We start from the raw sequence: 13,722 nt of genomic DNA on the forward strand, positions 1-13,722 counted from the left end.
CCCTCTAGGCTGATCGGGTGAGTATCGAGATCGCCAACGAATCGGGTATCGAGGTATCCGAAGAAGAACTGGTCAGCGTCGCGCGGTTCGTCATCGGTCAGATGGATGTGCATCCGGCGGCCGAGCTGTCGATGGTGCTGGTCGATCTCGACACCATGGCGGATCTGCACATGCGCTGGATGGACCTACCGGGTCCCACCGATGTCATGTCCTTCCCCATGGACGAGCTGGAGCCGGGCGGGCGGCCCGATGCCGCCGAGCCCGGCCCCTCCATGCTCGGCGACATCGTGCTCTGCCCCGAGTTCGCGGCCCAGCAGGCCGAGAAGGCCGGGCACTCCATGGATCACGAGCTGGCGCTGCTGACCGTGCACGGCGTCCTGCACCTCCTCGGCTACGACCATGCCGAGCCGGAGGAGGAGAAGGAGATGTTCGCGCTGCAGGCCTCCCTGCTGGAGGGCTGGTACGAGAACGTGCGCCAGGAAATGCGCCGCGCGGAGCTCGCCGAGCGCGACCAGCGGCTGCTGGGCAAGACCGGATTCACCGATACCACCGGTGATCCGCTGGGCCCGGCGTGAATTCATTCGTTCTGCTCCTGCTGGCGATCGTCCTGGTCCCCGCCGGTGGCGTGTTCGCGGCGCTGGATTCGGCGCTGAACACGATTTCGCCTGCGCGCGTGGAGGATCTGGTGCGTGCCGACCGGACCGGGGCGGCGCGGCTGGCGCGCATCATCGCGGATCGGCCGCGCTATGTGAATCTCATGGTGCTGCTGCGTCTCACGTGCGAGATCACCGCGACGGTGCTGCTGGCGGCGGTGCTCATGGACTGGCTGGACGAGGGCCCGGCGCTGCTGATCACCGCGGCGATCATGGTGCTGGTCGACTATCTGGTGATCGGTGTCGGGCCGCGCACGCTGGGCCGCCAGCACGCGTATTCGCTGGCGCTGGGCGCGTCGCTGCCGTTGCAGGCCATCGGCTCGCTGCTGGGCCCGATCAGCCGGCTGCTGATTCTGATCGGTAATGCGATCACCCCCGGTAAGGGTTTCCGCAACGGTCCCTTCGCCTCCGAGATCGAGCTGCGCGAGGTGGTGGATCTGGCGGGGGAGCGCGGCGTGGTGGATGCCGACGAGCGCCGCATGATCCAGTCGGTCTTCGAGCTCGACACCACCCCGGCCCGCGAGGTGATGGTGCCGCGCACCGAGATGGTGTGGATCGAGGCGGAGAAGACTGCGGCGCAGGCCATGTCGCTGGCGGTGCGGTCGGGGCACTCGCGAATTCCGGTGGTGGGCGAGAACGTCGACGACATTCTGGGCGTCGTCTATCTGAAAGACCTGGTGCCGTACGCGGATCGGAGCCGGAAGGTGAAGGTGCGGCAGGTCATGCGGTCCGCCGTGTTCATGCCGGACTCCAAGCCGCTGGACGCGCTGCTGGACGAAATGCAGCGGCGCAGAAACCATATGGCGGTGCTGGTGGACGAGTACGGCGGCATCGCCGGGCTGGTCACCATCGAGGACATCCTCGAGGAGATCGTGGGCGAGATCGCCGACGAGTACGACAAGGACGAGATCGCGCCGATCGAGAAGATCGGCCCGGGCAAGTTCCGGGTCTCGGCGCGACTGCCGGTGGACGACCTGGGCGAGCTGTTCGACACGGTGATCGAGGACGAGGACGTCGACACCGTCGGCGGTCTGCTCGCCCACGCCCTGGGCCGCGTCCCGCTGCCCGGCTCCAAGGCCGTCATCCACGGCCTGCAACTGAAGGGGGAGGGCGCGGCCGACGCCCGCGGCCGCATGCGGATCCACACCGTGGTGGTGCGCAAGAGCCCGGAGCAGACGAGAACCGAACCGGCGGAAAACGAACCGGCCGACGACACACACGAGGATGGAGAGGCCGATGATTGAGTTGGATGCGGAGGACAACAAGCTGTTGGTCCTCGCCCGTGGCGCCATGGGCCGCACCGGCGGCAATGGCGGTGCGGCCGTGCGTGATTCGGACGGCCGCACCTACGCGGCCGGAACCGTGGAGCTGACCGCGCTGAAGCTGACCGCGTTGCAGTCGGCGGTGGCGGCCGCGATCTCCAGTGGCGCAGGCGGTTTCGAGGCGGCCGTGGTGGTCGCGGGCAAGCTGTCGGATCCCGGGGTGTCGGCCGTGCGTGAGGTTTCGCCGTCGGCGCGCATCATTTTCACCGATGCCAAGGGCGCGGTGTTCGACGTGCTGGAGGCCGGTGCGCCCGCGGACTACGGCGTCGAGAATCCCATTGCGGCACAGCAGCCCACGGCGGGCGACGCGGCCGGCGAGCGCGAGGTCCCGGCGGGCTTCGATGTGGAGACCGAATCGGAGGTTTTCGAGTGAGCGGCCAGGGTCAGGACAGCGGTGAATTCCGGTCCGGCTTCGTATGTTTCGTGGGCCGGCCGAACACCGGCAAGTCCACGCTCACCAATGCCATGGTGGGGCAGAAGATCGCCATCACCTCCTCGCGGCCGCAGACCACGCGGCACACCATTCGCGGCATCGTGCACCGCGATCACGCGCAGCTGATCCTGGTGGACACCCCCGGTCTGCACCGGCCGCGCACGCTGCTCGGCCAGCGCCTCAACGACCTGGTGCGCGATACGTATTCGGAAGTCGACGTCATCGCCGTCTGCATTCCGGCGGACGAGAAGATCGGCCCGGGTGACCGCTGGATCGTCGATCAGATCAAGACCATGGCGCCCAAGACGACCCTGCTCGGTGTGGTCACCAAGATCGACAAGGTGAGTCGCGACCAGGTCGCCCACCAGCTCATGGCCGTGTCCCAGCTACTCGGCCCCGAGGCCGAGGTGGTCCCGGTCTCCGCGGTCAAGGGCGAGCAGGTCGAGGTGCTCGTCGACGTCATCGCCTCCCAGATGCCCGAGGGCCCCGCCTTCTACCCCGACGGCGAGCTCACCGATGAGCCCGAGGAAGTCCTGATGGCCGAGCTCATTCGCGAGGCGGCCCTCGAGGGCGTCCGCGACGAGCTCCCGCACTCGCTGGCGGTGGTGATCGAGGAGGTCCTCGAGCGCGAGGAGAACGAGGACCAGGAGACCGACGGCCGCCGCTCCGCCGAGGGCATGCTCGACGTCCACGCCCTGCTCTACGTGGAACGCCCCAGCCAGAAGGCCATCGTCATCGGCAAGGGCGGCGCCCGCCTCAAGGAGGTCGGCACCAACGCCCGCAAGCAGATCGAGCACATCCTCGGCACCCGCATCTACCTCCACCTCCACGTGAAGGTCGCCAAGGACTGGCAGCGCGACCCGAAGCAGCTCGGCAAGCTCGGCTTCTGACCTGCTGCCTGCCCGCGGCCACCTGAGCGGCCGCGGGCAGATTCAGCGGATCACCCTGTGCTGTCGGCGATTTCGCCATCGCCGCGGCTCGGGGCCAGGTGTCGGCTGGGCGTAGGTCCCTGTGGGACGGACGCGTCCGCGCGTAGTCCAGGCTGTCAGCGCATCGGACGGGTCGCCTCCTGGCCGCGGGTCAGGGCTGGGGCCACCAGGGTGTCGGGCGGTGCTTGTGCCATTCCAGCTCCGATTCCAATTGGGCCGCAACGGAAACCAGGAGCGGTTCGGAGTTGGCGGGGCCCATGAGCTGGGAGCCGACGGGGAGGCCGGCGGCGGTGAAGCCGGAGGGGATGTTGACCGCGGGCCAGCCGAGGACGTTCCAGGGCCAGGTGTAGGGGCAGGCCGCGGTGATGAGTTCGTCGGTGGCCCAGCTGCCGATGTCGTCGATCTCGTGGACGCCCGGGGGCGGGGTGGCCGTGGTCGGGGCCAGCACCAGGTCGAAGTCGTCGAAGATGCGGCCGGTTCGCATGCGCAGCAGGGGTTCTGCGCGGCGGGCGGCGGACAGCAGCGGCGAGAGGATGCGGCCGACGGCGGCATTGTGGGTGGTGCGCGGATCCACCTGCGCGCCGGGGAGGCGGTCCAGCGCCTCACGGATGCCGACCATGGAGCGCGGGAGGAAGGTCGCACCCATCAGCACGCCGTAGTGGACGTCGGCGATGGTGACCTCGTGACCGAGGCGGCGCAGCGTGGCGGCGGTGGCGTGCACCCGGGCCTCCACCTCGCGGTCGAGCGTGGTCCTGGTGGCGGTGAACGGGATTCGCAGGGAGAGCGCGATGCGCAGGCGGCCGGGATCGCGGCCGACGGCGTCGGAGACGCGCAGGGCGGGCGGGGTGTGCCGGTCGCCCGGATGAGGTCCGGCGGCGGCGTCCAGCAGGAGCGCCGCATCGGCGACGGTGCGGGCCAGCGGGCCGTTCACGGTGAGCCCGTAGAAGGCTTCCGGCAGCGGCCAGGTGGAGATGCGGCCGCGCTGCGGCTTGATGCCGACCAGGTTGTTCCAGGCGGCCGGGATGCGCACCGAGCCCGCGCCGTCGGATCCCAGTGCGGCGGGCACCAATCCGGCCGCCACCGCCGCGCCGGATCCGCCGGACGACCCGCCCGGCGTGTGCCCGGCGCTCCAGGGATTCGTGGTGTGCCCGAAGGCGTCTCCGCTGGTGAACGGCAGCTGCCCGAGCTCGCAGGTATTGGTCTTGCCGACGATGACCGCCCCGGCCGCACGCAGCCGCCGCACCGACTCCGCGTCCTCGGTCTTGGCGGGGAATTCGCCGCCGCAGCCGAAAGCCGTTGGGGTGCCGGTCAAGTCGGTGTCGTCCTTGATGGCCAGTGGCACTCCGAGCAGGGGCTCGCGGTGCCCGGCGGCGAGTTTGCGGTCGGCGTCGGCGGCCTCGGCGAGCGCTTCGGCCCGTCGCACGATCCGGAAGGCATTGAGCGCCCCCTGGCCGGCCTCGATCCGGTCGAGCGCCGCGCTGGTCGCCTCGACCGAGGTGAGTGTGCCTGCCGCCAGTGCCGCCGCGAGTTCCGCCAGCCCGAGCTCGCCAACCGACGCCAGTGTCATGTGAATCCCGTCTCTCCCGTACTCGGGAGTAACCTAGCGCGATTCTGGTCACACGTCCAACGTGTGGCGGCGTGATCGACCGGGCAGTGGCCGATCACGCCTCATCGGCGGCGAGGGCGCGGCCGATGTGTCCCACGGCGATCCACACCGGCGGCGTACCGGTGCAGCGCATCCGAATCCTCGGTCCGAGGGTCGCGCTCAGCGTGCGCCGCGCGGCCAATCGCCGGCCAACGAACTTCTAATCGGCACACACCCGGTGACTCGTCGTGGTCCGGTCGGTCGCGCGTGCGAGACTGTTGCGGTGCGGTTGTATCGGGATCAGGCGGTGGTGCTGCGCCAGCACAAGCTGGGCGAGGCGGACCGCATCGTCACGCTGCTGACCCGCCAGCACGGCCTGGTGCGCGCGGTCGCCAAGGGTGTGCGGCGCACCCGCTCCAAATTCGGGGCGCGGCTGGAACCGTTCGCCTACGTGGATATACAGCTGTATCCGGGCCGCAATCTCGACACCGTCACCCAGGTGCACACGGTCGAGACCTTCGCCGCCGACATCGTCGCCGACTACGGCCGCTACACCACCGCCTGTGCCGTGCTCGAGACCGCCGAGCGCCTGGCCGGCGAGGAGGGCGCACCCGCCGCCCGCCTGCACACCCTCACCGCCGGCGCGCTGCGCGCCATCGCGCTGGGCCGCCGCCCCCACGAACTGATCCTGGACGCATACCTGTTGCGCGCCATGGCTTTCGCCGGTTGGGCGCCCGCCCTCGACGACTGCGCCCGCTGCGCCACCCCCGGCCCGCACCGCGCCTTCCATGTGGCCGCGGGCGGCGCGGTGTGCGTGCACTGCCGTCCGCCCGGCGCGGCCACGCCCATGGTCGGCGTTCTCGACCACATGAGCGCTCTCAATCGGGGCGACTGGTCCGGCGTCGACGCCGTCTCCGACGCCATGCGCCGCCAGGCCAGCGGTCTCATTGCCGCGCATCTGCAGTGGCACCTGGAACGGCAGCTGCGCACGCTGCCGCTCATCGAGCGCACCCGCCCGCACGAGGCCGTCGAGCGCGACGCGGTGGCCGAGCGTCCCCGTGCCGCCATCGGCTGACGCCTGGGCGAATCACCCTGGGAGTCCCGGTGAGCGGGCGCGGGAAAGCGGGTCCGGATCAGTGAGATTCGATACAGAGCCATCGAACGTTAGGGAGCCTAAAGTTCACGGCGTGTCGGGTTCTCCTCATCGAAAGTCCTCGCCCGCGGCCGTCCGCCGCCTGCCGGTGTCGCTGGCCGTCGCCGCCGTGCTGGCCGCCTCGGCGACCGCGACCGCCGCGGCCCAGCCGGTGCTGCCGAGTTCGCCGTTCGGCGGGCTCGCGTACACGGTGAAGGTCGAAAAGCCCGGCGAGAGCGACGGATTCATCTACTACACCACCGGCGTGAGCGCCGCCGCGCTGGTGCCGGGGCTGGGTACCGTGGCCCAGGTGTTGCCGGGCGGGAAGCCCGCGAACGTCATTGCCGACCGGTCCGGCAAGGAGATCAAACGCTACGAACCGCCTGCGGGACAGGATGTCTCGAACTTCCGGACGCAGATCTACCAGGGGCGCAAGGTGCTCACCTGGTGGCAGGGCAGCACGGTCGCCGGCCACGGCTCGGGTGTGGGAATCATCGCGGACGGGGACTTCAACGTGCTGGCGACCGTCGACCCGGGTGGGGCGGGCGCGGATGTGCACGAATTCCGGCTGACCCCCGACGGTCACGCGCTGCTCACCTCGTACCCGCAGGTCGATGCCGATCTCACCGCCATCGGCGGCCCGGCGAACGGGAAGATGTTCGACACCGTCGCCCTGGTGATCGATGTCGCCTCGGGCCGGCAGCTGTTCCGCTGGAGCGCGGCCGAGCACGTGCCACTGAGTGATTCGGAGACCTCGGGCAAGCTGTCCGGCGACGTCTACGACCCGTATCACATGAACTCGATCAGCCAGGATCCGTCCGGGAATCTGGTTGTGTCCCTGCGCAATACGTCCGCTGTCTACGATGTCGACCCGAATACCGGCGATATCCGGTGGCAGCTCGGCGGCAAGCATCCGACCCTGATCGCCGATCCGGACGTGCAGTTCGCCTTCCAGCACGATGCCGAGTTCGCCGACGCCTCGACGCTGCGGCTGTTCGACAACAACTCCAGCGGTGTGGAATCGCGCGGGAAGTCGAGCGTGGAGTGGATCCACCTCGACCCGGCCGCGGGGCGCGCCACCCTGGTGCGCAATCAGGAGCACCCGGACGGTCTGGTCACCCCCGCCATGGGCAACGCCCAGGCCCTGCCGAACGGCAATACCCTGGTCAGCTGGGGTATGACGCCCCGCATCTCGGAGTTCACCCCGAGCGGCGAGCTGGTCTACGACGCCGTCCTGCCCTTCGGCAGCTACCGCGCCTACCTCGATAGTCTCCCCAGCTGACCGGCCGGGCGCTCGGCGGCGGGGAAATGCCGGTTTCCCCGCCGCCGTACGCCGTCCGGTGGAGGAAATGTGGAGGTCCGGTGGCAATGGTGTGGGCGCCGTCCGGCCTCGCGGAGCGTCGGGCAGGATGGTGGTCGTGATCGGGAACCGGAAGTCATCGACTGAGCAGCGTGTTGTGCGGCCGCCGTCGCCGCATCCGTCGGGGGCGAAGCCGCCGGCGATTCCGGCGGAATTCGTGCCCAGGCATGTGGCGCTGGTGATGGACGGCAACGGCCGCTGGGCCCAGGAGCGCGGGCTGCCCCGCACCGCGGGCCACGAGCGCGGCGAGGCGGTGCTCATGGACACCGTCGAGGGCTGTATCGAGATGGGCGTGAAGTGGCTGTCGGCCTACGCCTTCTCCACCGAGAACTGGCGGCGCAGCCCCGACGAGGTGCGCTTCCTGATGGGCTTCAATCGCGATGTGATCCGCCGCCGTCGCGACGAGATGCACGAGATGGGGGTGCGGGTGCGCTGGGCCGGCCGCCGACCGCGCCTGTGGCGCAGCGTGATCAAGGAATTGGAGATCGCGGAGGAGCTCACCCGGGACAATACGGTGATGACCCTCACCATGTGCGTCAACTACGGCGGCCGCGCCGAGATCGCCGACGCCGCAAGGGAAATCGCGCGCCGGGTGGCCGCCGGGGAACTCGACCCGGAGAAGATCACCGAGGCCACCGTGGCCCGCTACCTCGACGAACCCGATATGCCGGACGTGGACCTGTTCCTGCGTCCCTCGGGTGAACTGCGCACCTCCAACTTCCTGATCTGGCAGGCCGCGTACGCCGAATTCGTGTTCCAGGAAACGCTTTTCCCCGATTTCGACCGCCGCAACCTCTGGGACGCCTGCCTGGAGTACGCCAAGCGTGACCGTCGCTTCGGAGGCGTGAAATGACCGACCAGCTCACCCCGGCCGAGGCGCTCCAGGACCGCGCCCGCGCCCTGCTGCTGCGCTACGGCGTGGAGGTTCGCGAGGAGGACGGCGGCCTCGGCTTCGAGTACGAGGGCGCGCTGTGCTCGCTGCGCGGCGTCAACCTCTCGCCCGGCCTGGATGTGCTGGCGCTCATGTGCATCCTGGCCTGGGATCGCCCGGTGAAACCGCAGCTGCACAAGCGGGTCGCCGAACGCAATGCCGCGCTCCAGTTCGGCACGCTCACCGTGGCGTCCCGCGAGAAGCTCGCGGATGTCATCCTGCGCTACACCTTCCCGGCCGCGGGGCTCGAGGACGAGCCTCTGGCCACCATCCTGCTGCTGACCCTCTCCGGGGCGGGCCGTGCCCGCCAGGGCCTGCTGCCCTGACGTCGGTACCCGGTGCCGCCCGGGATCGGTTCAGGCTCGGGCGGATTCGGTCGCGGCCTCGGCGGCGCGACGGTGGTCGGGGAGGATCTCGGTGATGCCGCGCGCGAAGGTGTCGGGGTCGACGTCGCCGAGGATGAGGTGCTGCAGGATGAAGCCGGGTAGTAGGCCGAGGAAGATCTTGGCCACCGCGTCGGTGTCGGCGTCCGGGGGGAGCCAGCCGACGTCGCGCATGCGCTCGGCGTAGTCGAACCAGAGGCGGCGGATGCCGAGGATATTGGTGCGGACGTAGTCGGCGATATTGGCGTCGGTCAGGGCCAGCGACCAGGCCTGCGGGATGATGCGGACCGGCCCGCCGGGGACGCTGAGCCGGACGATGGCCTCGCACATGATGCGGACCAGGTCCGGGGGCGTGGGGAGCGGGTCGCTGTAGACGGCTTCGCTGAGGGCCGCGCGCAGGTCGACGGTGGCGTCGGTGGCGAGGTCCTTGATGATGTCGTCCTTGGACTTGAAGTACCGGTAGACCGCCCCGGCCGACAGTCCGGATTCGGCGAAGACGTCCTGCATGGTGGTGGCGTGCAGGCCCTTGCGGGCGAAGCAGGTCTGCGCGGCGTCGAGAATTTGCTGCCGGCGGCGTTCCAGGTGTTCCTCGCTGACTCTGGGCATGCGCCCAAAGTAAAACGAATATCCGTTCTTGACAAGGGGACATTGGGATGTCAGCCTTGTCCCCAATAAAAGAACGAACCTTCGCTTTCTTTGGATGGGTCATGAACACAGTCCAGCGCTCCCTCGCCCTCGGTCTCGCCGCGGCCGCCATTCAGGCCCTGATGCTCATCGCCTTCGCCTGGCCCGCCGCCCGGGTCGCGCCCCGGGATCTACCCATCGCCATCACCGGCCCGCAGGCCGCCGCGGTTGCCCGGCAGCTGACCGATCGCGAGCCCGGCGGCTTCGACATCCGCACCGTCGCAGACGAATCCACCGCTCGCGACGCCATCGAGCATCGAGATGTATACGGGGCCATCCTGACCGGTGGGCAGCCCCGGGTGCTGATCGCATCGGCCGCGAGTCCGATTGTGGCCCAGCAGCTCTCGGCCTTCGCGCAACAGCTGAACGGCACGCAGGCGGCACCGGTGCAGGACGTGGTCGCCGCCGACGTCCACGATCCGCGCGGAAGCGGTTTCGGTGCAATGGTTCTCCCGCTGGTGATGTCCGGCCTGGCCGGCGGCGTGCTGCTGACCCTGCTGGTGCCGTCGCTGCGCGCCCGTGCTCTCGGCCTGGCCGTCTTCGCGATCGCCGGTGGGCTGCTGAGCATGTCGATCGTCCAGGGCTGGCTGCATCTGCTGCCCGGCGCGTACCTGACCATGGCCTCGATCAGCGGACTGGTGTCTCTCGCCGTCGCCGGCACCGTGGTCGGTCTGGCCGCCGTGCTCGGTCAGGCCGGCATCGGCCTGGGCGCGCTCACCATGCTGCTGGTCGGAAACCCCTTCTCCGGAGCCACCTCCGCGCCCGAACTGCTGCCCAAGCCGTGGGGCGAGATCGGCCAGCTGCTGCCGCCCGGCGCCGCCGCCACCCTGCTCCGCTCGACGGCCTTCTTCGGTGACGCCGCCATCGCGGGCCCGCTGACGGTCCTGCTGTGCTGGGCCGCGGCCGGTCTCGCTCTCCTCGGTGCGGGGATCGCCCGCACTCGGCGGACCGTCCCGGCTCTCGCCCCGGACCTGGTGCCCGCGGCCTGAACTCGGCATCCGGACAGCAAAAGCCGCGCGCCTCCCGCCCAATGGGCAAGGGGCGCGCGGCTTCTCGCTGTCAGCTCTTGTGGCAGCAGTTCTGGCAGGTGCCGAAGATCTCCATGGTGTGGCTGATATCGGTGAACCCGTGCTCGGTGGCGATCGAGTCCGCCCAGGCCTCCACGGTCGGCCCCTCCACCTCGACGGTCCGGCCGCACTGGCGGCAGACCAGGTGATGATGGTGCCCGGTGGAGCACTGCCGGTACACCGATTCCCCGGTGTCGGTGCGCAGCACGTCGACCATCCCGGCGTCGGCGAGCGACTGCAGGGTGCGGTACACCGTGGTCAGCCCGATGCCCTCACCGCGCTTGCGAAGTTCGTCGTGCAGCTCCTGTGCGGAGCGGAATTCGTCGATGTCCGCGAGCAGGGCGGCGATTGCACTGCGCTGACGGGTGCTGCGGACCCCAACGGTCTTCTCGCTTGTTCCCACGGATCACCCTTCCTCGGCGTGTGCGACCGCGTCGATGACTATGTGCGCGAGATGTTCGTCGACCAGTTCATAGATGACCTCGCGGCCGGTGCGCTCACCGCGCACCACCCCGGCGGACTTGAGGATGCGCAGGTGCTGGCTGATCAGCGGCTGGGTCACTCCGAGGGTATCGACCAGTTCGTGCACGCAGCGCGGCGACTCCCGGAGCTGGAGCACAATGGCAATGCGGACGGGCGCCGCCAGTGCGCGCAACAGTTCTCCGGCGGAGTCCAGAATGGTGCGCGACGGTACGGCCGGCGGCTGGGGCGACCGGTAGGGGTACGGGTCGTGGGGGATCGCGGCCGGGGTCTCCGTCGCGACGTGGGAGCGCCGCAGGGGCGCGCCGCTGTCCGTGGTCATCGAACCAACTCCTTATTGGAAACCGATGCCATTCTTATATGCATGTGTACGCATGTCAAACGCGACACGGTGTTAAACCCGTAGCACGCGGCAGATAGTCTGGACCGAATCCTTTGCAATCTTCCGGACACGGATGGAGAACTGTTCAGTGGCACCCAAGTCGAAGGTGGACACCGTCGCCAATCTCGCCAAGCGTCGGGGTCTCGTGTACCCGAGCGGTGAGATTTACGGCGGAACGAGGTCGGCCTGGGACTACGGTCCGCTGGGCGTCGAACTCAAGGAGAACATCAAGCGGCAGTGGTGGCGGTCCATGGTGACCAGCCGCGACGACGTGGTCGGCCTGGACTCGTCGATCATCCTGCCGCGTCCGGTGTGGGTGGCCTCGGGCCACGTCGCGGTGTTCAACGACCCGCTGGTGGAATGCCTCAACTGCCACAAGCGGCACCGGCAGGACCACCTGCAGGAGGCGTACGCCGAGAAGAACAAGATCGACGACCCGGACTCGGTGTCCATGGAGCTCGTCGTGTGCCCCGACTGCGGCACCGTGGGCAAGTGGACCGAGCCCAAGGACTTCAACATGATGCTGAAGACCTACCTGGGCCCGGTCGAATCCGAAGAAGGCATGCACTACCTGCGCCCGGAGACCGCGCAGGGCATCTTCGTGAACTACAAGAACGTCGAGACCACCGCGCGCAAGAAGCCGCCGTTCGGCATCGCGCAGATCGGTAAGTCGTTCCGCAACGAGATCACCCCGGGCAACTTCATCTTCCGCACCCGCGAGTTCGAGCAGATGGAGATGGAGTTCTTCGTCAAGCCGGGCGAGGACGAGCAGTGGCACCAGTACTGGATCGACACCCGCCTGGCCTGGTACACCGACCTGGGCATCGACCCGGAGAACCTGCGGCTGTTCGAGCACCCGAAGGACAAGCTCTCGCACTACTCCACCCGCACGGTGGACATCGAGTACCGCTTCCGCTTCCAGGGCTCCGAGTGGGGTGAGCTCGAGGGCGTCGCCAACCGGACCGACTTCGACCTGAAGACCCATTCCGAGCATTCCGGCACGGATCTGAGCTTCTTCGATCAGAACACCAACGAGCGCTTCATCCCGTTCGTGATCGAGCCGGCGGCCGGCCTGACCCGCTCGCTGATGGCCTTCCTGGTCGACGCGTACCACGAGGAGCAGGTGCCGACGGCCAAGGGCACCATGGAGACTCGCACCACCCTGCGCCTGGACTCGCGCCTGGCGCCCGTCAAGGCGGCTGTCCTGCCGTTGTCGCGTAATGCGGACCTGTCGCCGAAGGCCAAGGACCTGGCCGCGCAGCTGCGCCGGAACTGGAACGTGGACTTCGACGACGCCGGGGCGATCGGCCGCCGCTACCGTCGTCAGGACGAGATCGGCACCCCGTTCTGCATCACGGTCGACTTCGACACGCTGGAGGACCAGGCCGTCACCGTGCGCGAGCGGGACTCGATGGCCCAGCAGCGCATCGCTCTCGACCAGGTGGAGGGCTACCTGGCGGCGCGCCTCATCGGCGCCTGATCCCAGGTTCACAGGAAAGACCGGTCAATGCCTGACCGGTCTTTTCTTTATTCCATTGCCCCCGAAATCCGGGGCGGTGTCACGAAATTGGGTAACCGACTACTCACGTTAACGGCCCATGACCGGAGCACTATTTAAGGATGTGGGCAACGGCGCATCTCTGCCGTAGCTCGATCATCCGAGGTGAGTCATGAGCGAGCGTGTTATCGGCCCCCGCTCGGGGCTGCAATGGGTCTCATTGGGGGACACCGGATCATCGTGCCCTGCCGCCCGATCCACGGTGGCGGCATTTCGATCATGGGCCGAGTCCTATCTGACCCGACCCAGTGACGAACTGGGCCGCGACGGGCCGGTCTGCCCGTATGTCCGGCCGGCCATGCGGCGAGACCTGATGTGGCTGGCTCAGGTTCCAGCGGTGGAGCCGCGGCCGACGTCGGTGCGCGCGATCATCCGTGACGCGCTGGAGGTCTATTCCGGACTGCCCACGGGGAACGGCAGTTCCACCTCCGTGCTGCGCGCATTGATCACCGTATTCCCGAATTTGACGGATTGTTCGCTGATCGATGAGATCCACGATGAATTCAAGACCAAATTCGTGGAACGCGGCATCATGCTCGGGCAATTCTATCCGGGCTGTGACCAAGCGGGCCTGTGGAACAAGGATTTTCGGCCGTTGGACGCACCGATGCCGATGTTGGTGGTGCGCAGCATGATGACGACCGATTTTCCGTTCCTGCTCGACAGGCCGGAGTGGGCCGACGCCTTCGTGCGCAAGTTCGCGCCGGGGCTGCCCGCGCACGTGCGCTCGGTCATGGTGGAGCGCTTGACATCTCATCCCGCCTTGGTGCCCGCCTACGAGTTGGGCGCCGACGACGACGCATCCTGCTCGGCCGGCAGTTAG

14 protein-coding genes and 1 pseudogene are annotated in these 13,722 nt (G+C 68.6%); 11 read left to right on the plus strand and 4 right to left on the minus strand.

What is annotated here, in order from left to right; genetic code table 11:
* The first annotated feature begins 17 nt into the window (after nucleotides 1-17).
* The 4 genes and pseudogenes from ybeY (at nucleotide 18) to era (ending at nucleotide 3,298) form a co-directional block, all read left to right on the plus strand.
* The gene (gene ybeY, locus ACWEKS_RS19230; RefSeq protein ID WP_357004316.1) at nucleotides 18-575 is read left to right on the plus strand and encodes an rRNA maturation RNase YbeY; all 558 of its coding nucleotides are present in this window, start codon (nucleotides 18-20) and stop codon (nucleotides 573-575) included.
* Nucleotides 572-1,897 (plus strand): hemolysin family protein, encoded by a 1,326-nt coding sequence (locus ACWEKS_RS19235; protein WP_452341341.1) that lies wholly within the window; start codon nucleotides 572-574, stop codon nucleotides 1,895-1,897. The genes ybeY and ACWEKS_RS19235 overlap by 4 nt, the downstream gene beginning before the upstream one ends.
* Nucleotides 1,890-2,195, plus strand: a pseudogene (locus tag ACWEKS_RS19240) (cytidine deaminase); the annotation flags it as partial. The gene ACWEKS_RS19235 and the pseudogene ACWEKS_RS19240, both read left to right, overlap by 8 nt.
* Before the next feature lie 149 nt (nucleotides 2,196-2,344).
* A complete protein-coding gene (era, locus tag ACWEKS_RS19245) occupies nucleotides 2,345-3,298 on the plus strand; it encodes a GTPase Era (RefSeq protein ID WP_452341342.1) in 954 nt (317 codons plus the stop codon).
* Between the two features lie 190 nt (nucleotides 3,299-3,488).
* Here era and ACWEKS_RS19250 read toward each other — a convergent pair whose 3' ends face one another.
* Nucleotides 3,489-4,904, minus strand: coding sequence for an amidase (locus tag ACWEKS_RS19250; protein WP_452341343.1), 1,416 nt, complete (start codon nucleotides 4,902-4,904; stop codon nucleotides 3,489-3,491).
* Between the two features lie 301 nt (nucleotides 4,905-5,205).
* Between ACWEKS_RS19250 and recO the strand changes: the two genes are divergently transcribed.
* From recO to ACWEKS_RS19270, 4 genes are all read left to right on the plus strand, one after another.
* Nucleotides 5,206-5,997: a DNA repair protein RecO gene (gene recO / locus ACWEKS_RS19255; RefSeq protein WP_452341344.1), complete on the plus strand. Its 792-nt coding sequence runs from the start codon at nucleotides 5,206-5,208 to the stop codon at nucleotides 5,995-5,997.
* Nucleotides 5,998-6,109: 112 nt separating this feature from the next.
* Nucleotides 6,110-7,336, plus strand: a complete 1,227-nt coding sequence (locus ACWEKS_RS19260; RefSeq protein WP_452341345.1) for an arylsulfotransferase family protein — start codon at nucleotides 6,110-6,112, stop codon at nucleotides 7,334-7,336.
* A gap of 127 nt (nucleotides 7,337-7,463) precedes the next feature.
* Nucleotides 7,464-8,267, plus strand: coding sequence for an isoprenyl transferase (locus ACWEKS_RS19265; RefSeq protein WP_364617730.1), 804 nt, complete (start codon nucleotides 7,464-7,466; stop codon nucleotides 8,265-8,267).
* The gene (locus ACWEKS_RS19270) at nucleotides 8,264-8,671 is read left to right on the plus strand and encodes a hypothetical protein (protein WP_452341346.1); all 408 of its coding nucleotides are present in this window, start codon (nucleotides 8,264-8,266) and stop codon (nucleotides 8,669-8,671) included. The genes ACWEKS_RS19265 and ACWEKS_RS19270 overlap by 4 nt, the downstream gene beginning before the upstream one ends.
* Nucleotides 8,672-8,701: 30 nt before the next feature.
* Here ACWEKS_RS19270 and ACWEKS_RS19275 read toward each other — a convergent pair whose 3' ends face one another.
* Nucleotides 8,702-9,334, minus strand: coding sequence for a TetR/AcrR family transcriptional regulator (locus ACWEKS_RS19275; RefSeq protein ID WP_452341347.1), 633 nt, complete (start codon nucleotides 9,332-9,334; stop codon nucleotides 8,702-8,704).
* Between the two features lie 101 nt (nucleotides 9,335-9,435).
* Between ACWEKS_RS19275 and ACWEKS_RS19280 the strand changes: the two genes are divergently transcribed.
* Nucleotides 9,436-10,401: a hypothetical protein gene (locus ACWEKS_RS19280; protein WP_452341348.1), complete on the plus strand. Its 966-nt coding sequence runs from the start codon at nucleotides 9,436-9,438 to the stop codon at nucleotides 10,399-10,401.
* Between the two features lie 70 nt (nucleotides 10,402-10,471).
* On the opposite strand, the gene ACWEKS_RS19285 is transcribed toward ACWEKS_RS19280, so the two are convergent.
* Both ACWEKS_RS19285 and ACWEKS_RS19290 read right to left on the minus strand, forming a co-directional pair.
* Nucleotides 10,472-10,882 (minus strand): Fur family transcriptional regulator, encoded by a 411-nt coding sequence (locus ACWEKS_RS19285; RefSeq protein ID WP_354835448.1) that lies wholly within the window; start codon nucleotides 10,880-10,882, stop codon nucleotides 10,472-10,474.
* A gap of 3 nt (nucleotides 10,883-10,885) precedes the next feature.
* Nucleotides 10,886-11,281, minus strand: coding sequence for an ArsR/SmtB family transcription factor (locus ACWEKS_RS19290; RefSeq protein WP_040861788.1), 396 nt, complete (start codon nucleotides 11,279-11,281; stop codon nucleotides 10,886-10,888).
* 148 nt (nucleotides 11,282-11,429) lie between these two features.
* Here ACWEKS_RS19290 and ACWEKS_RS19295 point away from each other — a divergent pair, with 148 nt between their 5' ends.
* A complete protein-coding gene (locus tag ACWEKS_RS19295) occupies nucleotides 11,430-12,821 on the plus strand; it encodes a glycine--tRNA ligase (protein WP_452341349.1) in 1,392 nt (463 codons plus the stop codon).
* A gap of 280 nt (nucleotides 12,822-13,101) precedes the next feature.
* A complete protein-coding gene (locus ACWEKS_RS19300; RefSeq protein ID WP_452341350.1) occupies nucleotides 13,102-13,722 on the plus strand; it encodes a DUF6875 domain-containing protein in 621 nt (206 codons plus the stop codon).

It is taken from the genome of Nocardia sp. NPDC004711, assembly GCF_053601595.1.